The following is a 23773-nucleotide window of genomic DNA, read 5'->3' on the forward strand; positions in this document are numbered from 1 at the left end:
GGGAGGCAGGGTTCCAGAGCATGATCCCGAAAAGTGGAATCCGGTTATCGGAAAAGATCATGCGCAAACAAAAAAGCTAGAATTCGCGGCCGAGGCGAGCGTCGACCGAGTGGCGGTTGCCGCCGCGGATGGCGAAGAACAGGAAGATCGCCGCCCAGATGATCGACTTCTCGGCGCCCTGGTAGCCCTGGCCCATGGTGATCCAGTGGAACCAGACGGTGACCAGCAGCACGAACATGGCCGCAAAGGATGCCGGGCGGGTGAACAGGCCGATGGCGATTAGGATGCCGCCGAAGAACTCGGTGCATGACAACAGCAGCGACCAGAAGGCGCCGGGGTAGAAGCCGAGGCCCTCGACCATGCCGGCTGCGCCGAACGGGTCGGAAATCTTGCCGAGGCCGTGCGTGACCAGGGCAACGCCGGCAACGACACGCAGGATCGTTTCGGCAGAATCGTGCAGGTTCGAATAAAGGCCGCGGAGCGCGGGGATGAAAAGTCGGCGGCCGGAATTTTCGGTCGTCAGGGTCAAGGACATGTCTCCGATTGCGGGGCTATGTTCGAAAAATGTTGCAATGCACCAACGCCGCAAGGCTGCCGTCACAGTCAAGTCAACAAGGTTTGATGAAAAGATGATTGACACATTCATGTTTTGCAAAATTTGGGAACCCGACCGGCGGCAGGGCGTTGAAACACCAGTGCGGCGGACCTGTCGTGCCAAATCCCAAAAGGAGAACGCGATGAATTGGAACCAGATCGAAGGCAATTGGGAGCAGTTCAAGGGTAAGGTCCAGGCCCAGTGGGGCAAGCTGACCGACGATGATCTCGACGTCATCAAGGGCAAGCGGACCGAACTCGCCGGCAGGCTGCAAGCCCGCTACGGCCAGGCGCAGGAAGAGGCCGAAAAGGACATCGACACCTGGCTTTCGCGCCACTGAACCGTCTCTGAGCAGCACGGCCGCCTTGAGCGGCAGACGAAGCCCCGCCGCGAGCGGGGCTTTTTCGTTGCCTAGGCGCCAACGCAGAAAACCCCGCGATATGCGGGGTTTTCCGGATGGCAGAATGCGGGCGACCGACGCTCGAGCGAGGCCGACGCCTCACGACATCAGGAGGGTTCCCGGCAAGTCTTGCCACCCCAACCCTGCTGGCCCGACATGTTGCCACCTGCGGCCTTGCAGTCCTGGATGAACTTGGTGTTGCAATCCGGGAACTTGCTCGAGCCGTTCTTGCAGTACTTGTCTTCGGTCACGCCGCCATTGCCCGACGAGGCCTTGCCGCTCGGACCAGACGGCTTGTCGTTGTCAGGGGCATCCGAGATGTCGCCGGGACCCGAAGGGCCATTGCCGCCCGGTGCGTCGGAGATATCGCTCGGGCCTGACGGACGGTCGCCGCCGCCCGAGCCGGCCGAGAAACCGCCGGCGGCATTGGCGCTGCCGATGGCGCCGGCAAGCAGCAGAACGGCAGTCAGGATGGTGATCTTGGTTTTCATGGTCATTTTCCCTTTTCGAGGTTGCGTTTCGGGGCCGCGGAAACGCTCTGGTTTCCACGTCGGAACGATCTTTCGGTTTGGGTTCCCCCCGGTTGATCGGGCGAGCTCACCTCGCCCTGGACATGACTGGGTCGCAGCGATCAGGAGAAAGGTTCAAAGGAGGTTCGAATTATTTTCGCGGGGGTTTCGCGGGGTGGTTTCTGGGGCGCTGTGGGTTGTGGTTCTGGGCCACCGGAATAGCGGAGACCCGGGTATCCATGCCGTGACGGTGAAACCACCGCTGCGATCCAGGTTTGCTGTCCCGGTGGCGATGTCCCAAAGCGGAGTCGAAAACGCTCCCGGTTCAGTCAGCCTGCCGCGCGGAATATTCGCCGATACGGGCGTGCAGGGCCACGGGGATCGTGATCCCCTCGACTTCGGAGCGGGCGCGGGCTGCGGCCTTTGCAGGACCGGGGATGTGGACGTGATACTGGCCGGACAGCCGGTCGAGCTGCGTCCGCATGCGCGCCTCGAAGCCGGAATCGAACAGTTTCGGGTCGAGGGCGACGATGAACAGGCCGGTGCCGGGCGACTCGTGGCCCGATGTGATCGACGGGGCGTCGACCGACCAGTTGGCGCCCGAGATGCCGGCAGCAAGCACCTCGACCATCAGCGCGATGTTGGCGCCCCGCGCCCCGCCGAAGGCGAGCAGCACACCCTTCATCGCCTTCCTGGCATCGGTCGTGGGTTTGCCCCTGGCGTCGAGCGCCCAGCCCTCGGGGATCTCCTCGCCGGCTTCGGCCGCCTTGCGCACATTGACGAAGGCGGTCGCGCTCGACGACTGGTCGATGATCAGCGGCGGGCCATCGGCGGCAGGGGCTGCGAGCGAGATCGGGTTGGTGCAAAACACCGGCTTGGTCGAGCCGGAGCCTGCGACCAGAGCCGGGCCGTTGGTGGCAGCGAGCGCAACAAGGCCCGCTTCGGCAAGCCGGCCGGTGAAATAGCCGAGCGAACCGCAGGTATAGGCATTCCTTTGCGAGAAGATGGTGACGCCGAACAGCCTGGCGGCCTTGGCGATGTCGTCGAAGTTGCGGTCGAAGCCGGTGTGGCCCGCGCCGCCCCGGGCGTCGGAGAGGTAGATCGCCAGCGCTGGCCTGGTGACGACCGGTTCGGCCTTGCCGTCGATGCGCCCGGCTTCGAGCGCTTCGAGATAGTCGACATAGTGCGACAGCCCGACGCTCGCCTGGCCGTCTGCTTCGGCGGCAACCGCGGCAAGTGCGATCGACTGCGCCGTCTCTTCGCTGGCGCCGGCCCCGATGGCAGCTGATATGCAGAGCGCACGGGCTTCGTCGAGGCTGAGCGTGACCGTTTCTGTCTTTGTCTGCGGCATAGGCTTATCCCAGTCTGGCCGGTATCTTCGCCTCCAGCTTGCGGAAGGCGAAGACGAGGATGCCCGTGATGATCAGATAAATCAGGGCGAGCAGCAACAGTGGCTCGTAGACGATGAACGTGTCCTGGCGGACGCGCGAAGCCACCGCGTAGATGTCGATGACGGTGATGGTGGCGACCAGCGGCGTGGCCTTGAGCTGGAGTACGGTTTCGCCGGCCAGCGTCGGCAGGGCGCGGTGGATGGCCTGCGGCAGCCAGATGCGACGGAAGCGTTTCCATGGGCTCATGCCGAAGGCGCGGGCGGCCTCCAGTTGCCCTCTCGGCACGCCAGCGAAGGCACCGCGCATCACCTCGCCCTCATAGGCGGCGTAGGACAAGGTCAGCGCCAAGACGGCATAGGGCCAGGCCTGCCTGAGGATCGGCCATAGCTCCGACTGCCTGATCCAGGGAAATTGCGGGAACAGCGAGCCGAGGCCGTAATAGAGCAGCCAGAGCTGCAGCAGCAGCGGCGTGCCGCGGATGACCGTGCAGAAGGCCTTGGCCGGCCAGGCCAGCCAGAACGGCCCGGCGGCCTGGGCGAGGCCGAGTGGAACGGCGAGCATGAAGCCCAGCACCACGGTGACGACGAGAATCCAGATCGTGCGCCAGATGCCGAGCAGCGCCAGGTCGTAATAATTCGGCAGCCAGTCCCAGCGCATGAACAAGATCGCCGATAGCACCAGTGCTGCGGCAATCGCGATCAGCACGATGCGGTGCGGCTGCAGCCATTCCGAGCGGGTGGCGGGCGTTGTAGCGGCAGGAGCGGCAGCACTCATCGGCCGGACTCCGCGACCGGCGGCATGCCGCGCCGCGCCCAGCGCTCGATGCGGCCGATAATGACGTTGGAGAACAGCGTCAGCAGCAGATAGAGCACGCCGCCGGCGACGAAGAAGGTGAAATAGGCTTTTGTCGTGGCGCCGGCCTGGCGCGTTTCCTGCGTCAGCTCGTTGAAGCCGACGACGGCGAGCAGGGCGGTGTCCTTGGTGGCGATGAGCCAGAGATTGGCGAGGCCGGGAATGGCGAAGGGCAGCATCGCCGGCAGCGTGATCCGGCGCAGCATCTTGCCCGGCGGCATGCCGTAGGCGCGCGCCGCCTCGATCTGGCCCTGCGGTATCGCAAGGATGGCGCCGCGGATGACTTCGGTGGCATAGGCGCCCTGGACGATCCCGAGCACGCCGATGCCGGCGGCAAGCCCTGAAATGTCGACGGGAGCGTAGCCGAAGCTGTCGAGCGCACGGTTGATGAGGTCGGTGCCGGCGTAATAGAGCAGCAGGATCAGCACCAGCTCGGGCACGGCACGCACGACGGTGGTGTAGATCTCCATCAGGTCGCGCACCACAGGGCTGCCATAGAGCTTGCCCCAGGCGCCGGCGATGCCGATGGCGAGGCCGAGCCCGAAGGCGCCCAGGGCGATCTGGACGGAGTTTGCGAGCCCGCGCAAAAGATTGGCGCCCCAGCCGGGCGGCGAGATGGCGAGCAGCTCGACAGCGCTTGTCTGCAGCAGCGGGTTCAGCAGGTGCTCGATATCAGTGGTCCTCGGTGCGGGATGGGACGACGTCGTTCCCCTCCCCCTTGTGGGGAGGGGGTTAGGGGTGGGGGTGCAGCGCTCCACCCGGTTGTCCGCCGGATTGCCGAGGAAAAGGACCCCCACCCTTTATCCCTCCCCATTAGGGGTAGGGTGGGCGTCGGCGTCGCGACTGATCCGGTGCCGGCGCAAGGCCGGATCTGCACGCCCCCCCTCACTTGCCGTAGATGTCGAAGTCGAAATATTTCTTGGCGATCTCGGCGTATTTGCCGCTGTCACGCAGCGACTTGATGGCGGCATTGAATTTGTCCTTGAGCTCGGTGTCGCCCTGGCGCAGGCCGACGCCGACGCCCGGCCCGAGGATTTCGACGTCTTCGGCGACATCGCCCTTCATGTCGCAGCAGGCCTTGCCCGCATCGGTGGCGAGGAATGTGGCGAGCGAAAGAGAATCCGCCTGCACCGCGTCGACACGGCCGGCTGCAAGGTCGGCCTGGGCCTCGTCCTGGGTCTGGTAGATCTTGATCTCCGAGGCGCTGTCGGCGAAGTGCTTCTTGGCGTAGGCCTCGTGCACCGTCGACACCTGCACGCCGATGATCTTGCCCTTGAGGCCCTCGGGCGTGGCATCGAACTTGACGTCCTTGGAGCCGATGATGCCGGCCGGGGTGTTGTAATACTTGTCGGAGAAATCGATCGACTTCTTGCGCTCGTCGGTGATCGACATCGAGTTGATGATGGCGTCGATCTTCTTGGAGTTGAGCGCCGGGATCAGGCCGTCCCAGGCGGTCATCGTCACCTCGCATTGCAGCTTCGCCTCGGCGCAAAGAGCGTCGATCATCTCCATTTCCCAGCCGCCCCATTTGCCCGAAGCGTCGGGTGAGGCGAAGGGCGGGTAGGGTTCGGGTGCCATGCCGACCTTGATCGCCTGGGCGCCGGCGCTTCCCGCGCTCAAGCCAAGGACCAGTGCCAAGGCCGCAGTTGCAAGCAGTGCTTTCATGCTGTCTCTCCCGTTTGTCGTTGTTCTTGATGTTCCCGTATTTCGTCCAGGCTAGCCGATGTTGCGGATGAACTGCTTGAGCCGCTCCGATCTCGGCGCCCCGAAAAGCTGTTCCGGCGGGCCTTCCTCCTCGACCACGCCGTTCCAGAGATAGATCACATGGGTTGCCACCTCGCGGGCGAACTTCATCTCGTGGGTGACCAGCACCATGGTGCGGCCTTCGCGGGCGAGGTCGCCGATAACCTTGAGCACCTCGCCGACCAGCTCGGGATCGAGCGCCGAGGTCGGTTCGTCGAACAGCATGACGCGCGGCTGGACGGCGAGCGCACGGGCGATTGCCGCGCGCTGCTGCTGGCCGCCGGAGAGATAGGCCGGGTAGACGTCGCGCTTTTCGGCAAGGCCGACGCGCGCCAGCAGCCGCTCGGCCTCGGCGATGGCGTCTGCGCGCTTGATGCCCAGAACATGCACCGGCACCTCGATGACGTTTTCCAGCAGCGTCATGTGGCTCCACAGGTTGAAGCTCTGGAACACCATGCCGAGGCGCGAGCGGATGCGCTCGATCTGGCGCCGGTCAGCCGGCACGCTGTCGCCAAGGCTGTTCGGCTTGAGGCGGATCTCCTCGCCATTGACGCGGATGATGCCGCTGGTCGGGTTCTCCAGACAGTTGATGCAGCGCAGCAGCGTCGACTTGCCCGATCCAGAGCCGCCTATGATCGCCACCACCTCGCCGTCGCGAGCCGACAGCGACACGCCCTTCAGCACATGCAACTGGCCGAACTTCTTGTGCAGGTTCTCGACATGGATGGCTTCGGCGGCTTGGCCGTCTGATCGTGCAGGGTGCTGGGCTGCATGACCCGCAGCCATCAGCGATGGCTCCGGCGCGTGAACGTCTTCCCGTCAGCTTGCATCAGGCTGCTCATGGTCGCGTCGCGATGTTCCCCTGGGCGGTGAGGATGGACCTTTCGGCCTTGCGGCGTCAACGGCACCAGTTCCCGCTTCTTTTATGCTTCCATTACGGCACTTGCGACGTTGTTATGCAAGTGTATAAATATTCGCGAGGCCGGTTTCGGCCAATTTTTCCAGACGAAGCGAAGGTGGACATGGCAGTCGCCGCGCGGAGAAAATTCCGCCGAGAAGGCGAGGAGCGCCGTCGGCAGGACCTGATCGAGGCCACCCTCGACTGCGTCGCCGAGCACGGGCTGCAGGGCGCGACGGTCAGGGCCATCGCGCTGCGCGCCGGCGTCACCGCTGGGCTGATCCGCCACTATTTCCCTGGCAAGGAAGAGCTTTTGCAGGCGGCTTATGCCGCCGTCATGGGACGCATGACGGACCTCGCCAAGACAGCGCTGGCGACCGTCGAGCAGGAGCCCGGGCGGCGGCTTGCGGCCTTTGTCGCGGCGAACCTCGCGCCGCCGGTGGTCGATGGGCGCAGCTTCTCGCTCTGGGCCAGTTTCATCGGCCGGGCAAGCAGCGATCCGGCGCTGGGGGCGGCCCACCGGGCCGGCTATCTCGGTTTCCGCGACGAAGTCGAGGCGCTGGTCGCCGAGGTTTTTTCCGACGCCGGCCGGCAGGCGAGCCCGTCGGAATTGCGCCGCCTGGCCATCGCCATCAACGCCATCATCGACGGGCTTTGGGTCGAGGGCTGCCTCGCCGGCGATATGTTCGAGGCAGGCGAACTGGCCGAGATCGGCATCGGCTCGGTGGAAGCGATGCTCGGCCTGGGATTGCGCGGCGAAAGGGAGGTGGCATGACGACGATCGGCGAAGCTCTTATCGATCTGCTCGAAGCGCATGGCGTCGATACCGTGTTCGGCATCCCCGGCGTGCATACGATCGAGCTCTATCGCGGGCTGGCGCGATCGAAGATCCGCCACATCACGCCGCGCCACGAGCAGGGCGCCGGCTTCATGGCCGACGGCTATGCCCGCGCCACGGGCCGGCCGGGGGTGGCCTTCGTCATCACCGGGCCGGGGCTCACCAACACCATCACCGCCATGGCCCAGGCACGCGCCGATTCGGTGCCGATGCTGGTGATCTCGGGCGTCAACGCACAGCCCACGCTGGGCAAGGGCCTGGGCTACCTGCACGAACTGCCCGACCAGCGCGGCATGATGGAAAAGGTGGCGCTGTCGTCGCGGCGGGTGACCGAGGCAGCCGAACTGCCCGGCGCGATTGCCAGGGCCTTCGAGATGTTCGCAACGCGGCGGCCGGGGCCGGTGCATATCGAGGTTCCGCTCGATGTCATGGGCAAGCCGGCGGATGGGCTGAAGCCATTGCCGAAGCGTGCGGCTGCGCCTGCTCCGGGCGAACGCGCGCTTGCCGAAGCAAGGCCCTTGGTCAGCGCGACGAAACGGCCGCTGATCCTCGCCGGTGGCGGGGCGCGACGGGCCGAGGCTGAACTCAGGGCCCTGGCGGAAAAACTCGACGCACCAGTCGTCACCACAGCCAACGGACGTGGCCTGATGCACGGCCATGGACTCGGCGTGCCGGCGAGCCCCAGCCTCAAGGCGGTACGGTCGCTGATGGCGGATGCCGATCTGGTGATCGCCGTCGGCACCGAGTTCGGGCCGACCGACTACGACATGTATGGCGACGGTGGCTTCATGCTGCCGAAGAGCTTGATCCGCATCGACATCGACGAGATGCAGCTTGGCCGGCGCCCGGCGGCGGTTTCGATCCTGGCCGATGCGGGTGCCGCACTTGCGAGGCTGGGTGCCGATGTTTCCGAAGCGCGCCAGGCCGGCGGCGCAGCGCGCGCCAAGGCGGCGCGGGAGCGCGCCTGGGCGGAAATCGGCCCGGCGATGCAGGCGCAGGTTCGAGCGGTGGAGGCGATACGCGACGCTTTGCCGGGCGCGATCATCGTCGGCGATTCGACCCAGCCGGTCTATGCCGCCAATCTTTACTATGACCACGACCGGCCGGGCGGCTGGTTCAATGCGGCGACGGGCTACGGTGCGCTTGGCTTCGGCCCGCCGGCGGCGATCGGCGCGGCGCTGGCCGTACCGGATGCGCCGGTGGTCTGCCTCAGTGGCGACGGCGGTTTCCAGTTCACCTTGCCGGAACTGGGGGCGGCGCTGGATGCGAATGCCCCTGTCATCTTCGTCGTCTGGAACAATCGCGGCTATCGCGAGATCGAGACCTCGATGCTCGATGCCGGCGTCGAGCCAGTCGGTGTGTCGCCGGTGCCGCCGGACTTCCTTTTGATCGCCCAGGCCTATGGTCTTCAGGCCGAGCGCCTGCGGGATGTTGGCGCAATCGGCAGCGCATTGAAAAAGGCGTGCTCGACGGGAAAACCCTGTCTGATAGAAATCACCGTCGAATAGGCCGCGCTTGGCGGTCCATCGCGGGAGTTGAGCATGACGAAGAGTTTCGAAGGCCGGCATGTCGTTGTTACCGGCGCCACCGGTGCGCTGGGCGCGGCGGTAGCCAGGCACCTGCTTGGCGAAGGCGCCATCTGCCATTTGCCGATCAGCCGGCCGAAGGCGCCTGACGGTTTCGAATTCGCCGGCAAGGATCGTGTCCACATCGCCACCGGCGTGGACCTGACGGATGCACAGGCCGTCGATGCCTTCTACGACGCCATTCCCGGTCTCTGGGCCTCGATCCATTCGGCAGGGGGCTTCGACATGGGCGCGGTCGAGGCCGTCGATCCCGACCAGTTCAGCCGGATGATGGACCTCAACGCAAAGACCGCCTTTCTCTGCTGCCGTGCAGCGGCCCGCTCGATGCTTGCAGGCAAGGCCGGCGGCCGCATCGTCAACGTTTCCGCACGCGCCGGCATCGAGCCGCGCAAGGGCGGTGGCATGGCAGCCTATGCGGCGAGCAAGGCGGCCGTGGCGGCGCTGACCATGGCGCTGGCGGAGGAACTGAAGGGCGCGGACATCCTGGTCAATGCCGTGGCGCCGTCGACCCTCGACACGCAGGCCAACCGCGATGCCATGCCCAAGGCGGATTTCGGCAAATGGGTCAGCCTCGAAGCAGCGGCGGCCGCGATTGCGCAGCTTGCTTCTCCGGCCAATCTGGTCACCAGCGGCACGGTGGCCGCGATCTACGGCCGAGCATAGGGCTAGCGGCCCTGCCCGATCGAGATCGCTGTCGACCTGTCGCGGGGGCTAGCGCGTCAGGCCGCCATTCGGCACGCCCAGCAGTCTGGCCGGCAGGTAGATGACCAGCGAGGCGGCGCCCTGGATGACCGAAGTGCCGTCGGCAAGGATGGTTTCGGCCGGCGCGCCTTCGCCCCTGTCGGTGATGTCGTTGGTCAGTCCGCCTTTTGCCATCAACGCCATCAGCGTCGGCGAACTGGCGAAGACGCCATGGCTGCCGCCGTCGAGGTTGGATGTGTCGAGCACTGTGATGTTTTCCGCCTGCAGGGCTGCGACATCGGCGCCGGAACCGACGCGCGGGTGGCCGCCGGTCAACCCGCCCGACAGGTTCAGCGCCTTGTCGCGCGTCGACACCAGGATCATGAACGGGTTCGGCAGCTTGTCGATGTCGCGCAACTGGCTCTGGAAGACGTCGATGTCGATGTCCGGTGCCGCAAGCACGAGATCGTTGATGCGGCTGATGTACTTGTCGCGGCCGCTCAGCGACAGGCTGCGCAGCGCCTCCATGACCACATAGCTGCCCATCGAGTGGCCGACGAGCACAACGCGCTTGGCCTGGCTGCGCGCGGCGATCTCGATAGTGTCGGCAAGGCCGTCGCGGCTGTAGGCGGCGCTGTCGCGGTCATAGACGTAGAGCGGCAAAGACCCGCCCGACGGCCAGGCATAGTGCAGCGCCACCGCCTTGATCTTATAGTCGTGGACGATCTGGGCATTGCGGAAGATGCTGTCGGCGAAGTTGTTGTTGTAGCCGTGAACGAAGATGAAGACCTCGCGCTCTTCCGGCGGGCGTCGCATCAGGTCGGCGTCGAGGGCAGCCACGAACTGCGCCTTCTCGTCGAAGGGCTGGAACGAGCGGGCGACGAAGTTGCGCACCGGACTGGGCGCGCGGCTGGCGCTTTCGACCTCTCCGGCAACATGGGTTGCTGGAATGCCGATCTCGAACTTTGCAAAATTGAGCGACTTAGCGCGTTCGGCCGAATAGGGCAGCGCAAGATTGTCCGAGCGTGCCCGCATGGTCGAGACATAGATCGGCACGACAGCTGCCGATTCGCCTTCCTTGCCGTCGCCGAGACCAAGCACGGCCCGCCGGCCGCAACCGGACAGGACTACGAGCACGAGAAAGAAGGTCAGAAAACGCAACTTGATCATTGCCGGGCTCGGGACGCGGGACAGGGCTTGGCGGACTTAAGAGCAGCAAATCCTGGCGGCGGCAACCGCGGAGGTACCGAACGCAGGCTGCCCGGAAGCATTCGGATGCGCCGTGAAGCATTCCGGCATCACTTGCGCCTGTTCGCGCCGTCGCACGTGATCTTCATGCGCCCACGGCCAAGAAAAAACCCCGCCGGATCGCTCCGGCGGGGTTTTTTCAGTTCACGACAATGAGCGAATGGCTCAGTTGCCGCGGTTCTTCAGGGCTGCGCCCAGGATGTCGCCGAGCGAAGCGCCGGAGTCGGTCGAGCCGTACTGAGCGACTGCTTCCTTCTCTTCGGCGATTTCCAGCGCCTTGATCGAGACCTGCAGCTTGCGGGTCTTCTTGTCGAAGGCGATGATGCGGGCGTCAACCTTCTGGCCGACGACGAAGCGCTCGGGGCGCTGTTCGTCACGGTCGCGCGACAGGTCCGAACGCTTGATGAAGGTCTCGATGCCGCTCTCGACGAGACGGACTTCGAGGCCACCATCCTTGATGCCGGTGACTTCGCAGGTGACGACGGCGTTCTTGCGCAGTTCGCCCGAGGTCGCGGCTTCGACGACGGTGTCGCGGCCGAGCTGCTTGATGCCGAGCGAGATGCGTTCCTTGTCGATGTCGACGTCGAGGACCTGAGCCTTGACCATGTCGCCACGGTTGTACTCTTCGATGACCTGCTCGCCCGGACGGTTCCAGTCGAGGTCGGACAGGTGCACCATGCCGTCGACGTCGCCGTCGAGGCCGATGAACAGGCCGAATTCGGTCTTGTTCTTGACTTCGCCTTCGACTTCGCTGCCGGCCGGGTGGTTACGGGCGAAAGCTTCCCACGGGTTCTCGAGCGTCTGCTTGAGGCCGAGCGAGATGCGGCGCTTGGCCGGATCGACCTCGAGCACGACAACGTCGACCTGCTGGGTGGTCGACAGGATCTTGCCGGGGTGCACGTTCTTCTTGGTCCACGACATTTCCGAAACGTGGATGAGGCCTTCGATGCCCGGCTCGAGCTCGACGAACGCACCGTAGTCGGTGATGTTCGTGACGGTGCCGGTGATCTTCTTGCCGATCGGGAACTTGGTGCCGATGTCGGACCACGGATCGCTCTCGAGCTGCTTCATGCCGAGCGAGATGCGGTGGGTTTCCTGGTTGATGCGGATGATCTGCACCTTGACCGACTGACCGATGTTGAGGATTTCGGTCGGGTGGTTGACGCGGCGCCAGGCCATGTCGGTGACATGCAGCAGGCCGTCGATGCCGCCGAGGTCGACGAACGCACCGTAATCGGTGATGTTCTTGACCACGCCTTCGACAACCTGGCCCTCTTCGAGGTTCTGCACGATTTCCGAACGCTGCTCGGCGCGGCTCTCTTCGAGAACGGTGCGGCGCGAAACGACGATGTTGCCGCGACGGCGATCCATCTTGAGGATCTCGAAGGGCTGCGGGTTGTGCATGAGCGGGGTGACGTCGCGGATCGGACGGATGTCGACCTGCGAACGCGGCAGGAAGGCAACGGCGCCGTCGAGATCGACGGTGAAGCCACCCTTGACCTGGTTGAAGATGACGCCTTCGACGCGCTCACCCTTGGTGAACTTCTCTTCGAGCTTGACCCAGCTCTCTTCGCGGCGGGCCTTGTCGCGCGACAGCATGGCTTCGCCAAGCGCGTTTTCGATGCGCTCGACATAGACCTCGACGGTGTCGCCGACCTTGAGCTGGCCGTCCTTGGCCTTGGCGCCGAATTCCTTCAGCGGCACGCGGCCCTCGACCTTCAGGCCGACGTCGATGATGGCCATGTCTTTTTCGATGGCCGTGACGATACCCTTGACGACCTGGCCTTCGCCCGAATGACCGTCCGAGAAGGACTCTTCGAGCAGGCTCGCGAAATCGTCGCGGGAGGGATTAGCTTGTGACATTGGATCTCCTGGTGCGTCCCGGCTTGCGGGAGCGGCGCCGTGGGTTAGCGTTGCGTTGGCCTGCCAACATCCCGGGCAAAAAGCCCTTGGCCGCCCAAAGCGGCAAATCGGCGCAAGAAGAATGCGGACAGGTCGGTTAAGTGACGAAACCCTGAGGCTTCAGCCGTGCCTTCAACTTCCAAGGACTTGATCGACGATATCCCTGGCTGCGGAAAACGCGGCTTCTATATCCATTTCTGACGTATCGAGCAAGTGCGCGTCGTCGGCGGGCCTGAGCGGGGAGTCGGCGCGGCCGGTGTCGCGCTCGTCGCGGCGCACGATATCGGCCAAAATGCCGGCGAAATCGGCGCTGCCGCCATTGGCTTCGATCTCGGACAGGCGCCGCTGGGCCCGCACCTCCGCGCTGGCCGTAACGTAGAGCTTCACGTCGGCGTCGGGGCAGACGACGGTGCCGATGTCGCGGCCGTCGAGCACCGCCCCTTGCGGTATGCGCGCGAACTGGCGCTGCTTCTCGACCAGGATCTTACGCACCTCGGGAATGACCGCCACCTTGGACGCGGCTTCGCCGACGGCATGTGCCGACAGCACCTTGCGGTCGAGATGGCCGAGATCGACAAGCTTCGCCGCCTCGATGGCGTGCGCGACATCGTCGAGCGGCCAGCCCTTTTCGATCAGCATGTGCGCGACGGCACGGTAGGTCAGCCCGGTGTCGAGCAAGGCGAGGTGGTAATAATCTGCCAGGCGCCGCGCGAGCGTGCCCTTGCCCGCGCCTGCGGGGCCGTCGATGGCGATGGTGATGGAGTTAGGCATCGTTCACGCGGGTCCCTCGTCAGATGCTGCGCATCAAACCGCCGTCGACCCGCAGGTTCTGGCCCGTGATGTAGGCGGCACCCTCCGAGGCCAGGAAGGCGATCGTCGCGGCGATCTCTTCGGACGTGCCGTAGCGCTGCATCGGCACGCCGTCGCGGCGCTCGTCGGTCTGCGGCAGGCTGTCGATCCAGCCCGGCAGCACGTTGTTCATGCGGACATTGTGCGGGGCGTACTGATCGGCGAAGAGTTTGGTGTAGGCGGCAAGACCCGCGCGCGCGACCGCCGAAGTCGGGAACATCGCCGCCGGTTCGCCCACCCAGGCGGTCGAGATGTTGACGATGGCGCCGCCCCTCTGTTCAACCATGATCGGCGCGACAAACCGCACCGCGCGCACGACATTCATGAAATAGACATCGAAGCCGGTGTGCCACTGCTCGTCGGTGATCTCCAAGAGCGGCGCGCGTGGCCCATGTCCCGCGCCGTTGACCAACGCATCGATGCGGCCCCATTTGGCCATGGTCAGGTCGACGAAGCGCTTCAGGTCGTTGTTCGACTGGTTGGACCCGGTGAAGCCGAGCCCGCCGAGCTCCTTGGCCAGTGCCTCGCCCTTGCCCGACGAGGACAGGACGGCGACGGCATAGCCGTCGGCTGCCATTTTGCGCGCCGCCGCAGCACCCATGCCACTGCCGCCGCCGACGATCATCGCTACTTTGTTGGTCATAAGCTCGCTCCTCGGTTACGTTGCCGGCGTTAAGCGGCGGTCTGGTCGATCTCCGCTCCCAGATCCGCCATCAGTCCCATAAACTCCGGGAAGCTTGTCGCGATCATCGCCTGGTCGTCGACGGTGACGGGCTTTTCGGAAGCCAAGCCCATGACCAGGAAGCTCATGGCGATGCGGTGGTCGAGATGGGTCTTGACTGTGCCGCCGCCGAGGCCCTTGCCGCCGGGAACGCCACGGACGGACAGCGTGGTCTCGCCTTCGGTGCAGTCGGCGCCATTGGCTTCGAGGCCGCGGGCAACGGCGGCCAGCCTGTCGGATTCCTTGACGCGGAGCTCTTCCAGACCCTGCATCAGGGTTTCGCCCTCGGCAAAGCAGGCCGCGACCGCCAGCACCGGATATTCGTCGATCATCGACGGCGCCCGCTCGGCCGGGACCTTGACGCCCTTGAGTTCGGAGCCGCGCACGCGCAGGTCGGCGACATCCTCGCCGCCGGCATTGCGCGGGTTGAGGATGTCGATCTTGCCGCCCATTTCGATCAGCGTGGTGATCAGGCCGGTACGCGTCGGGTTCATCAGCACGTTTTCGATGGTGATGTCGGAGCCTGGCACGATCAGTGCTGCGACCAGCGGGAAGCCGGCCGAGGACGGATCGCCCGGCACGGCGATGACCTGGCCGGTCAGCTTGCCCTGGCCTTCGATGAAGATGTGGCGCACGCCCTGCTCGTCGGTCTCGACCTCGATGTTGGCGCCGAAGCCCTTCAGCATCTTTTCGGTGTGGTCGCGGGTCATCACCGGCTCGATGACGGTGGTGATTCCCGGTGTGTTGAGGGCGGCGAGCAGCACCGCCGACTTCACCTGCGCCGAGGCCATTGGCACGCGATAGGTGATGGGGGCGGCCTGACGCGGGCCGCGCAGCGTCAGCGGCATGCGGTCGCCGGGCGCGGCGTTGATGACCTGCACGCCCATCTGGCGCAGCGGATCGAGCACGCGGCCCATCGGCCGGCCCGACAGCGAGGCGTCGCCGATGAAGGTGGTTTCCATGTCATAGGTTCCGACAAGGCCCATGGTCAGGCGCGAGCCAGTGCCGGCATTGCCGAAGTCGAGCGGCGCTTCGGCCTGCAGCAGGGCACCGTTGCCGGTACCGGTGATGATCCATTCCGCGCCGCGCCTGTCGATATGCGCGCCCATCGCCTTCATGGCGTCGCCGGTGCGCATCACGTCTTCGCCCTCGAGCAGGCCGGTGATGCGGGTTTCGCCCGATGCGAGGCCGCCGAACATGAAGGAGCGGTGCGAAATCGACTTGTCGCCCGGGATGCGGGCGGTTCCAGACAGCGATTTTGACTTCCGGGCGACGGCCGGCTGTGGCACAGCTTGATGCGACATGGTGGTTCCTCGTGCGGGATGGCCCAGGAAAACGGGCTTTTCCCAATGATTGCGGCGGTGTCGTAGCATCGATTGCGGTAACGGTCATCCCCCATCGCCCCCGCTCGGGGATTTGGCTTTGACAGCGCCACCAACTGCGGCTAAGGGGACGAAAATCTAGAAAACGAGGCCTGACGTGGCAAAATCCGAGCTTGGCACAAAGCGTATCGACCCGGAGACGGGTCGCAAATTCTATGACCTGAACAAGGACCCGATCGTTTCGCCGTACACCGGCAGGGCCTATCCGCGCTCCTACTTCGACGACGGCAAGGCTTCGGCCATCCTGGAAGAGGAAGAGGAAGTCGAAGCCAAGGAGCTCGACCCTGAAGAGGAAGGCGCGGAAGTCGTGTCCCTGGAGGACGCCGACGACGAGGCCAAGGGCGGTGGCGACGATCTGCCGGATCTCGACGACGACGATGATGTCGACCTGGGCGACGACGATGACGATACCTTCCTCGCCGACGAGGAAGAGGAAGACGACGACGTCTCCGACATGATCGGCGTCGGCGACGACGACGACGAGATCTGACACGCCTTTTCGGGAAACCGAAAAAAGGTTTCGATCAAGGCTTGCCAATGGTCGAATGCGGCGCTAGAAGCCGCCAACAAATGCGGCGCGGACGAAAAATTCGCGCCGACTTTCGCCGGAAACGGCGCCGGCTTATGCCGGGTGTGGGGCCATAGCTCAGCTGGGAGAGCGCCTGCATGGCATGCAGGAGGTCAGCGGTTCGATCCCGCTTGGCTCCACCAAATCACCTTCGTCAAATCTGCTATTTCTGAAAGATCGGCTCCTGGCTTGGCCGGGCCTTGAGCGGAATCGGCGAACTTCAGTTCGCTGACCCTGGCGCGTCCGCATGGGCTTCAGGTGCCGTTTCGGGCCAGGCGGTTGACCGCCAGAAGCGTGAGGGCGGCACTTCCGCCCAATCCGACCACGAGCGCCAGCGACCAGGTGATGCCGATGTTGGCCATCCCGAAGGCGAGCGCAAACGGTGCCAGCGCCGAGACGATCAGGCGTGCTGACGTGACGCGTCCCTGGAGCCGGCCATAGCCTTCGCTTCCGAACAGCATCAGCGGCAAGGTGCCGGAGACGATACTGAACAGCCCGTTGCCCAGGCCGAACAGGACGGCAAATGCCATGGCTCCGACGACGCTCGGGGCGGTCAGTACCAGCACCGCGACGGCGCATGGCATGAGCGCTGCTGCGATCAACGCCAGCATCACCGGCGACAGGTTGCGGCCGTACATCATGTTGGTCAGGCGGCTCAGCACCTGGGACGGGCCGAACAGCGTTCCAATGACAGCGGCCGAAGCGCCAAGGCCCAAGCCTGAAAGCAGCGGGACCATGTGGACCAGGACGGCTGCGCCGACCAGGGACTGCAGGGCGAAGGCCGTCACCATCAGGGCGAAGCCCAATGGGCGTGCCGACGCTGCGAGTTGGCCGACGATGGGCGCAGGCAACTGTGAGGCCTTCCGCCGGCTTTGCGCCAGCCCATGCGACAGCCAGGCATGCAGAGGCAGGCAGACACCAACATTGAGGCCGGCGAAGATCAGGTAGACGTGCTGCCATGGCATCATGGCATGCAATGCGTCGGTCATCGGCCAGAAGATCGTGGAAGCAAAGCCTCCGATCAGGGTCAGGTAGGTGATGCTCCGCTGCGCAGTGCGAGGCGAAATCTGGACCAGCAGCGCGAAAGCCGCGCCGTACTGCACCAGGTTGGCAGCGATCTCGACGGCGATCAGGGCAAGGACGAAGGCGGTCTTGGTCGGCGCCATGGCGCATGCGACGAGGCCGGCGGCGGCCAGTCCGGAGCCGAGCGTCATCAGCCGCCCGGCGCCGTAGCGGTCGATCCATGATCCCAGCCAGGGAGCCACGAGGCCGCCGGCCAGCAGGGCGGCCGACAGAGCCCCAAAGACCCATTCCGCGGACCAGTCCAGATCTTTCGCCATGTCGCCGGCGAGGATACTGAAGGCGTAGTAGAGCGTTCCGTAGCCGATGATTTGCGTGATGCCGAGGGCGGCAATTGCTGCGATCGGCGCACGCTCGGCTGTCATAGCGATTTCAGTCGCACGCGCTTTTCAAGCTTGGCGGCATGCTCTTTGCGCTCGCTGTAGCGATCGGTCAGATGTCCGGAGATGCCGCGCGTAAGCAAGGTGAACTTCATCAGCTCTTCCATGACATCGACGACCCGGTCGTAGAAGGATGAAGGCTTCATTCTCCCGCTTTCATCGAACTCCTGCCACACCTTGGCGACCGAAGACTGGTTGGGGATCGTGACCATCCGCATCCAGCGTCCGAGGATCCGCATCTGGTTCACGGCGTTGAAGGACTGCGAACCGCCAGAAACCTGCATGACAGCCAGGGTCCGGCCCTGCGTCGGACGGATGGCCCCGCCCGGCAACGGGATCCAGTCGATCTGCGCCTTCATGACCGCGCTCATGGCGCCATGCCGCTCGGGGCTGGTCCATACCTGGCCCTCCGACCAGAGCATCGCTTCGCGCAGTTCCTGCACCTTGTGATGCTCGGCCGAGGCGTCTTCCGGCAATGGCAGGCCGTTTGGATGATAGACGCGCGTCTCAGCCCCCATCGCATCGAGCAGCCGCTGGGCCTCGAGCGTCAGGAAGCGGCTGTAGGACCGCTCGCGGAGCGAGCCGTAGAGCAACAGGATACGCGGCTTGTGGGCCGGGAAGGCTGCGTTCAGCGCTCCCGGGTCGGGCATGCGGAACGCGTCCGGCTGAAGATTGGGCAAGTCCATGTTCACAGGAGCTTTCGATCGTAGCTCACCACTTCGCCGTCCTCCTTGGTGTAGGACGCCACCGGGTTGTCGAGCAGGTCGAGCACCGCTTCGGATGGACGGCACAGGCGTGTCCCGCGCGGTGTCTCCACGATCGGCCGGTTGATCAGAATCGGGTGGGCGAGCATGAAGTCGAGGATCTGGTCATCGCTCCACTTGGGATCCGACAGCCCGAGTTCGCCGTAGGGCGTTCCCTTTTGCCGCAACAGGTCGCGGGGAGGCATCTTCATCGCGCCGAGAAGCTCGACCAGCCGATCGCGCGACGGCGGGTCCTTGAGGTATTCGATGACGACGGGCTCCTCGCCGCTGGCCCGGATCAATGCGAGCGTATTTCGGGACGTGCCGCAGGCGGGGTTGTGGTAGATCGTGACGGTCATCGGGCGCTCCCGGTTTCGATTGATGTCTTGGTTTCGATGCCGCGCTCGTACCAGCCCTTCGAGCGGTTCACGATCCAGACGACGGACAGCATCACCGGAACCTCGACCAGCACGCCGACGACGGTTGCGAGCGCTGCGCCCGAGCTGAATCCGAACAGGCTGATGGCGGCAGCCACGGCCAGTTCGAAGAAATTGGAAGCACCGATCAGTGCCGACGGTCCGGCAACGCAGTGCTGTTCGCCGGAAATGCGGTTCAGCAGATAGGCAAGTCCGGAGTTGAAATAGACCTGGACCAGGATGGGCACGGCGAGCATCGCAATGACCAGCGGCTGCGCGATGATCTGCTCGCCCTGGAAGCCGAACAGCAGCACCAGCGTGGCCAGAAGCGCGACCAGCGACATCGGCTGCACAATCTTGAGCAGGCCGTCGAGCGCTGCCTGTCCGCCACGAGCCAGCAGGCCACGCCGAACGACCTGGGCGATGAGCACGGGAATGACGATGTAGAGGACGACCGACAGGACGAGCGTGTCCCATGGAACAGTGATGGCGGACAGGCCGAGCAGCAGGCCGACGATCGGCGCGAAGGCAACGACCATGATCGCATCGTTCAATGCGACCTGCGAGAGCGTGAAGTGCGGCTCGCCCTTCGTCAGGTTCGACCAGACGAACACCATGGCCGTGCAAGGCGCTGCGGCCAGGATGATCAGGCCCGCAATGTACGAGTCGATCTGATCTGCCGGCAGATGCGGCCTAAACAGCCAGCCGATGAACAGCCACCCCAGCAGCGCCATGGAAAACGGCTTCACGGCCCAGTTGATGAACAGCGTCACGCCGATGCCGCGCCAGTGCCGGCCGACCTCATGCAATGCCGCGAAATCGATCTTGAGCAGCATCGGGATGATCATCAGCCAGATCAGTACGGCGACCGGGATGTTGACCTTGGCGATCTCGGCGGCGCCGATGCCCTGGAACAGGGCGGGCAGGAAATGGCCGAGGGCAACGCCCACGACAATGCAGAGTGCGACCCAAAGGGTCAGGTAGCGTTCGAATATGGACATCGGTCAGGCCTTCAACGGAGTGCCGCAGGCCGCGGCGGTGATGACGGGCGCGCAGATTTCCGGACGGCCGGAACAGCAGTCCTCCATCAGGAACCGGATGATGCCCCTGATCGCATCGTACTCGGCGTTGTAGATCATCGACCGGGAATCCCTGCGTGCGGCGACCAGGCCTGCCCGCTCCAGTTCCTTGAGATGGAAGCTGACGTTGGAGGCCGAAACGTCGGCCTTGTCGGCAATGGTGCCGGCCGCCATGCCATCGGGACCTGCGACAACCAGCATGCGCAAGATGCGCAGCCTGGTCTCCTGCGACAGGGCTCCGAAGGCGGCGAGGGCTTGGTGCTCTTCCATATTTCAATAATCCTAGAAATATCGAAATGATGAGTAGCCGACCCGAATATTTCTGACAAGGCGAAATGTTCGATTTCGTCACGGAAGCCCTGCGACCTGCCTGGCCTTCTGCCTGGCAGCGAGTTTTCCAGGCTACCAGGTAATGTTCGACAGCTGCAGCCAGGGCGGGTTGTCGGCATACATTTCCCGGATCAGTTCCTTGATCGCCTCTATCCGTCCGGAATTGTCGTTGCGCCGATAGCTCATGATCACCGGCGAGGTTGCCTTTTCATCGGACAAGATGCGGTAGCAGACATCGTCGGGGCGCTGGCGCTGCGAGGCCGCCGGAACGATGCACAAGCCCGCGGCCGCTGCCACCAGGCCGAGCGCGGTCTGTATCTCGCGAACCTCCTCGACGATGCCGGGTTCGACATTGAGCTCGGCAAACAGGCCGAGCACCTCGTCGGCGAAGCTTGGCCGCGGCTTGGAGGGATAGATCACCAAGATCTCGCCCTCTATGTCCTTGAGGGCGATCGGCGAGGTCGAGAGCGATTTGGGATGGTTCTTCGGGAAGGCGACGACCAGTCGCTCCTCGCGCAGCGTGATCCGTTCGACATCCGGGTCGCTGAGCCGCACGCGGCCGAAGCCGAGATCGATGCGCCCGTCCTTGAGGGCGGCGATCTGCTCGACCGACATCATCTCGCGGAACTCGATGCCGAGCTCCGGCCAGCGGACCCGCATGCGGCGGACGAGGTCGGGAATGCCGCTGTAGAGCGTCGAGCCGACGCATCCGATGATGAAGATCTCGCGCCGCGACAGCGCGATGCGGCGCGTCTGCTCGCGAATGTGCTCCATCCGCGTGATCATCTGGCTCGCCTGCTCGTAGAAGAAGCGGCCGGCCTCGGTCAGCGCCAGCGGCCGGCTCGACCGGTCGATCAGTACGGCGCCCAGGCTCTCTTCGAGTTGCTGGATCTGCCGGCTGAGCGGCGGTTGAGCGATATGCAGCACCTCTGCAGCCCTCGAGAAATTGCGCTCGCGTGCGACGGCGACGAAGTAGCGAAGCTGGCGCATGTCCATGGCACTATACCTTCTAGGTATCGATATCGACCGAGATAGTCTTGGACTGTTTGTCGGCTCAAAGCTAGCGTTTGCCATAGGAAGTTCGGAGGAAAGTTCCGTGAATTCTGGCATCCGCATCATCGAAATCGATACCATCCTGCTTGATGTGCCAACCATCCGGCCGCACGCGCTGTCGATGGTGACGATGAGCGGGCAAACGATGATGGTCGTCAGGCTGCGCTGCTCCGACGAGGTCTCGGGACTGGGCGAAGGCACCACGATCGGCGGTCTCGCCTATGGCGCCGAAAGCCCCGAAAGCATGAAGCTTGCGATCGACCAGTACATCGCGCCGCTGCTCATCGGCGCCGACGCGACGCGCGTCGCGCTTGCCATGGACAAGGTCAATGCGGCGGTGAAGGGCAACCACTTCGCCAAATGCGCGGTCGAAACCGCCCTTCTGGACGCACAGGCACGCCGCCTTGGCCTGCCGCTCTCGGAACTGCTCGGCGGTTCCAGGCGTGACAGCCTGCCGGTGGCCTGGACACTGGCTTCGGGCGATACCGCCAAGGATATCGAAGAGGCCCAGCGCATGCTGGAGGCCCGCCGCCACAAGGATTTCAAGCTGAAGATCGGCAAGCGACCGGTTGACCAGGACGTCGCGCATGTGGCGGCGATCCGCAAGGCGCTGCCTGATTTCGCCAGTGTCCGCGTCGACGTCAACATGGCCTGGCGCGAACGCGAGGCGGCCCATGGCATTGCGGCATTGGCCGACGCCGGCTGCGTGCTGGTCGAGCAGCCTGTCGCCGGCGTCGAGCCGCTCGCCCGGCTGCAGGCGAAGTCCCGCATCGCGCTGATGGCCGACGAGATACTGACCGGACCCGAAAGCGCGCTGGCCGCGGCATCGAAGCACGCCGGCGACGTGTTCTCGGTCAAGATCGAGCAGGCCGGCGGCCTGTTCGCCGCATCGAAGGTGATCGCGGTGGCCGAAGCGGCAGGTATCGCCGTCTATGGCGGCACGATGCTTGAAGGACCGATCGGCACGATCGCCGCAGCACACCTGTTTGCCGGGGTTCGCAGTCTCGACTGGGGCACCGAATTGTTCGGCCCGCTGCTCCTGACCGAGGAACTGCTGACCGAGCCGCTCGGCTACGCCGACTTCGAGCTCAGGGTTCCGACAGGGCCTGGCTTGGGAATCGAATTGGATGACGCGGCGGTGAACCGCTTCCGTCGCGACCGGGCCGGTGCGCCCGCGTCCTTGCGCGTGGTGAGGTGAGGTCATGCTGTTTCATGTCGAAATGACCGTCAACCTGCCGCACGATCTGCCCAAGGACCAGGCCGACCGACTGAAGGCAACGGAGAAGGCGCAGGCCCAGGAACTGCAACGCAGCGGCAAGTGGCGCCATCTTTGGCGCGTCGCCGGCCAGTACGCCAATGTCAGCGTCTTCGACGTCAGCGGGCCGGGCGAACTGCATGAAATCCTGTCCGGGCTGCCACTTTTTCCGTTCATGCAGATCGAAGTGAAGGCGCTCTGCCGGCATCCGTCGGCGATCGCCGACGACGGCGCATAGGCGCCGACAGGGGCTCCCTTCCGCGCAGGTAGAGCGGGAGCAAGGGAGCGAGTTTAGTCAACGCGCAGCAATGCGAGCCAGAAAGGGAGGTTCCCATGTCCAGCAAGCTTATCGAAAAGTCCGTCATCGACGATCTCGCCAGCCGTGCCAGCGGTCTCGACCAGCCGGGCGGCGACCAGCGCCTGAAGAGCATCGCCAACCGGCTGCTCGGCGACCTGTTCACCGCCATCGACGATCTCGACATCAGCATGAACGAGGTCTGGAGTGCCGTCGCCTATCTCGGCCAGGCGGCGCGCAACAATGAACTCGGCCTGATCGCCCCGGGCATCGGCCTCGAGCATTTCCTCGACCTGCGCCTCGACGAGGCCGAGCGCCGCGCAGGCCTCGCCGGCGGCACCGCCCGCACCATCGAAGGACCGCTCTACATTGCCGGCGCACCGCTCTCCAAGGGCACTGCGCGGCTCGACGACGGCTCCGACAAGGGCGAGGTCGTGTTCATGCAGGGCCAGGTCCGCGACCAGAATGGCAAGCCTGTCGCCGACGCCATCGTCGACGTCTGGCACGCCAACACGCTGGGCAACTATTCGCATTTCGACCCCCAGCAGCAGGCCTACAACCTGCGCCGCCGCATCCAGACCGATGCCGAGGGGCGCTACAGCTTCCGCTCGATCATGCCGAGCGGCTATGCCACGCCTCCTGGCGGCTCGACCGAACAGCTGATGTTCGCCTTCGGCCGCCATGGCCACCGCCCGGCGCACATCCACTTCTTCGTCTCGGCGCCCGGCTACCGCCACCTGACGACGCAGATCAACATCGAAGGCGACGAATACCTGTTCGAGGATTTCGCTTTCGGTACCCGCAACGACCTCATCCCCCCGGTCGCCCGCATCAGCGACCCCAAGGTGCTGGCCGAACGCCAGGTGCAGGAGCCCTTCGCCTCGATCGACTTCGACTTCGTGCTGATGCCTGAAGTGGAAGGCGTGACGGACACCGTGGTCGAGCGCGAACGCGTCAGCGCCTGATGTCGGATCGGGCG

General features: G+C 64.8%; 26 protein-coding genes and 1 tRNA gene. 9 read left to right on the forward strand and 18 right to left on the reverse strand.

The window, feature by feature from the left end:
* Positions 1-76: 76 nt before the first annotated feature.
* A complete protein-coding gene (locus WHT83_RS04730; RefSeq protein WP_199914554.1) occupies positions 77-535 on the reverse strand; it encodes a DoxX family protein in 459 nt (152 codons plus the stop codon).
* 202 nt (positions 536-737) lie between these two features.
* Between WHT83_RS04730 and WHT83_RS04735 the strand changes: the two genes are divergently transcribed.
* Positions 738-935: a CsbD family protein gene (locus WHT83_RS04735; protein WP_108606033.1), complete on the forward strand. Its 198-nt coding sequence runs from the start codon at positions 738-740 to the stop codon at positions 933-935.
* Between the two features lie 167 nt (positions 936-1102).
* Here WHT83_RS04735 and WHT83_RS04740 read toward each other — a convergent pair whose 3' ends face one another.
* From WHT83_RS04740 to WHT83_RS04765, 6 genes are all read right to left on the reverse strand, one after another.
* The gene (locus WHT83_RS04740; RefSeq protein WP_318763084.1) at positions 1103-1486 is read right to left on the reverse strand and encodes a hypothetical protein; all 384 of its coding nucleotides are present in this window, start codon (positions 1484-1486) and stop codon (positions 1103-1105) included.
* 343 nt (positions 1487-1829) lie between these two features.
* Positions 1830-2855 (reverse strand): Ldh family oxidoreductase, encoded by a 1026-nt coding sequence (locus WHT83_RS04745; RefSeq protein WP_406873108.1) that lies wholly within the window; start codon positions 2853-2855, stop codon positions 1830-1832.
* A gap of 4 nt (positions 2856-2859) precedes the next feature.
* On the reverse strand, positions 2860-3669 hold the full coding sequence (locus WHT83_RS04750; RefSeq protein WP_406873109.1) for an ABC transporter permease: 810 nt from the start codon (positions 3667-3669) through the stop codon (positions 2860-2862).
* Positions 3666-4418, reverse strand: a complete 753-nt coding sequence (locus WHT83_RS04755) for an ABC transporter permease (RefSeq protein ID WP_406873928.1) — start codon at positions 4416-4418, stop codon at positions 3666-3668. Before WHT83_RS04755 ends, WHT83_RS04750 begins: the two co-directional genes overlap by 4 nt.
* A gap of 214 nt (positions 4419-4632) precedes the next feature.
* Positions 4633-5412 carry a transporter substrate-binding domain-containing protein gene (locus WHT83_RS04760; RefSeq protein WP_318763081.1) on the reverse strand — a complete coding sequence of 260 codons (780 nt, stop codon included), beginning with the start codon at positions 5410-5412 and terminating at the stop codon, positions 4633-4635.
* A gap of 51 nt (positions 5413-5463) precedes the next feature.
* The gene (locus WHT83_RS04765) at positions 5464-6276 is read right to left on the reverse strand and encodes an ABC transporter ATP-binding protein (protein ID WP_108606027.1); all 813 of its coding nucleotides are present in this window, start codon (positions 6274-6276) and stop codon (positions 5464-5466) included.
* A gap of 236 nt (positions 6277-6512) precedes the next feature.
* Here WHT83_RS04765 and WHT83_RS04770 point away from each other — a divergent pair, with 236 nt between their 5' ends.
* The 3 genes from WHT83_RS04770 to WHT83_RS04780 are packed head-to-tail and all read left to right on the forward strand — an operon-like array spanning position 6513 to position 9475.
* On the forward strand, positions 6513-7163 hold the full coding sequence (locus WHT83_RS04770) for a TetR family transcriptional regulator C-terminal domain-containing protein (protein WP_406873110.1): 651 nt from the start codon (positions 6513-6515) through the stop codon (positions 7161-7163).
* Complete coding sequence (locus WHT83_RS04775; RefSeq protein WP_406873111.1) at positions 7160-8734, forward strand: 5-guanidino-2-oxopentanoate decarboxylase; 1575 nt, start codon at positions 7160-7162, stop codon at positions 8732-8734. Before WHT83_RS04770 ends, WHT83_RS04775 begins: the two co-directional genes overlap by 4 nt.
* 33 nt (positions 8735-8767) lie before the next feature.
* The gene (locus WHT83_RS04780; protein ID WP_406873112.1) at positions 8768-9475 is read left to right on the forward strand and encodes an SDR family NAD(P)-dependent oxidoreductase; all 708 of its coding nucleotides are present in this window, start codon (positions 8768-8770) and stop codon (positions 9473-9475) included.
* A gap of 48 nt (positions 9476-9523) precedes the next feature.
* Here the strand turns inward: WHT83_RS04780 and WHT83_RS04785 are convergent, their stop codons facing one another.
* From WHT83_RS04785 to aroA, 5 genes are all read right to left on the reverse strand, one after another.
* Positions 9524-10663 (reverse strand): alpha/beta hydrolase, encoded by a 1140-nt coding sequence (locus WHT83_RS04785; RefSeq protein ID WP_406873113.1) that lies wholly within the window; start codon positions 10661-10663, stop codon positions 9524-9526.
* A 243-nt stretch (positions 10664-10906) separates the two neighbouring features.
* A complete protein-coding gene (rpsA, locus tag WHT83_RS04790) occupies positions 10907-12604 on the reverse strand; it encodes a 30S ribosomal protein S1 (protein ID WP_108606022.1) in 1698 nt (565 codons plus the stop codon).
* Between the two features lie 171 nt (positions 12605-12775).
* Entirely contained in the window at positions 12776-13414 is a 639-nt protein-coding gene (cmk, locus tag WHT83_RS04795) for a (d)CMP kinase (RefSeq protein ID WP_406873114.1), read from the reverse strand.
* A gap of 19 nt (positions 13415-13433) precedes the next feature.
* On the reverse strand, positions 13434-14135 hold the full coding sequence (locus WHT83_RS04800; RefSeq protein WP_406873115.1) for an SDR family oxidoreductase: 702 nt from the start codon (positions 14133-14135) through the stop codon (positions 13434-13436).
* A 29-nt stretch (positions 14136-14164) separates the two neighbouring features.
* On the reverse strand, positions 14165-15517 hold the full coding sequence (gene aroA / locus WHT83_RS04805) for a 3-phosphoshikimate 1-carboxyvinyltransferase (protein WP_406873116.1): 1353 nt from the start codon (positions 15515-15517) through the stop codon (positions 14165-14167).
* 175 nt (positions 15518-15692) lie between these two features.
* On the opposite strand from aroA, the gene WHT83_RS04810 reads away from it, so the two are divergent.
* Together WHT83_RS04810 and WHT83_RS04815 are read left to right on the forward strand one after the other, a co-directional pair.
* Positions 15693-16085 (forward strand): TIGR02300 family protein, encoded by a 393-nt coding sequence (locus WHT83_RS04810; protein ID WP_108606018.1) that lies wholly within the window; start codon positions 15693-15695, stop codon positions 16083-16085.
* Between the two features lie 145 nt (positions 16086-16230).
* Positions 16231-16306: transfer RNA gene (locus tag WHT83_RS04815), tRNA-Ala, on the forward strand.
* 111 nt (positions 16307-16417) lie between these two features.
* On the opposite strand, the gene arsK is transcribed toward WHT83_RS04815, so the two are convergent.
* From arsK to WHT83_RS04845, 6 genes are all read right to left on the reverse strand, one after another.
* Entirely contained in the window at positions 16418-17608 is a 1191-nt protein-coding gene (gene arsK, locus WHT83_RS04820) for an arsenite efflux MFS transporter ArsK (RefSeq protein ID WP_406873117.1), read from the reverse strand.
* Positions 17605-18309: an arsenical resistance protein ArsH gene (arsH, locus tag WHT83_RS04825; RefSeq protein WP_406873929.1), complete on the reverse strand. Its 705-nt coding sequence runs from the start codon at positions 18307-18309 to the stop codon at positions 17605-17607. The genes arsK and arsH overlap by 4 nt, the downstream gene beginning before the upstream one ends.
* 2 nt (positions 18310-18311) lie before the next feature.
* On the reverse strand, positions 18312-18725 hold the full coding sequence (gene arsC, locus WHT83_RS04830; RefSeq protein WP_406873118.1) for an arsenate reductase (glutaredoxin): 414 nt from the start codon (positions 18723-18725) through the stop codon (positions 18312-18314).
* Positions 18722-19783, reverse strand: coding sequence for an ACR3 family arsenite efflux transporter (arsB, locus tag WHT83_RS04835; protein ID WP_406873119.1), 1062 nt, complete (start codon positions 19781-19783; stop codon positions 18722-18724). The genes arsC and arsB overlap by 4 nt, the downstream gene beginning before the upstream one ends.
* 3 nt (positions 19784-19786) lie before the next feature.
* The gene (locus WHT83_RS04840) at positions 19787-20131 is read right to left on the reverse strand and encodes a helix-turn-helix transcriptional regulator (protein WP_108605953.1); all 345 of its coding nucleotides are present in this window, start codon (positions 20129-20131) and stop codon (positions 19787-19789) included.
* A gap of 132 nt (positions 20132-20263) precedes the next feature.
* Positions 20264-21187: a LysR family transcriptional regulator gene (locus WHT83_RS04845; protein ID WP_406873120.1), complete on the reverse strand. Its 924-nt coding sequence runs from the start codon at positions 21185-21187 to the stop codon at positions 20264-20266.
* A gap of 100 nt (positions 21188-21287) precedes the next feature.
* Here WHT83_RS04845 and WHT83_RS04850 point away from each other — a divergent pair, with 100 nt between their 5' ends.
* The 3 genes from WHT83_RS04850 to catA all read left to right on the forward strand — a co-directional run bounded on the left by WHT83_RS04850 (position 21288) and on the right by catA (position 23759).
* Positions 21288-22442, forward strand: coding sequence for a muconate/chloromuconate family cycloisomerase (locus WHT83_RS04850; protein WP_406873121.1), 1155 nt, complete (start codon positions 21288-21290; stop codon positions 22440-22442).
* 4 nt (positions 22443-22446) lie between these two features.
* A complete protein-coding gene (gene catC, locus WHT83_RS04855; RefSeq protein WP_406873122.1) occupies positions 22447-22737 on the forward strand; it encodes a muconolactone Delta-isomerase in 291 nt (96 codons plus the stop codon).
* A 95-nt stretch (positions 22738-22832) separates the two neighbouring features.
* The gene (catA, locus tag WHT83_RS04860; protein WP_406873123.1) at positions 22833-23759 is read left to right on the forward strand and encodes a catechol 1,2-dioxygenase; all 927 of its coding nucleotides are present in this window, start codon (positions 22833-22835) and stop codon (positions 23757-23759) included.
* Positions 23760-23773 lie beyond the last annotated feature (14 nt).

This window comes from Aminobacter sp. P9b (assembly GCF_045345995.1).
In the GTDB taxonomy this organism is placed as follows: Bacteria; Pseudomonadota; Alphaproteobacteria; order Rhizobiales; family Rhizobiaceae; genus Aminobacter; species Aminobacter niigataensis.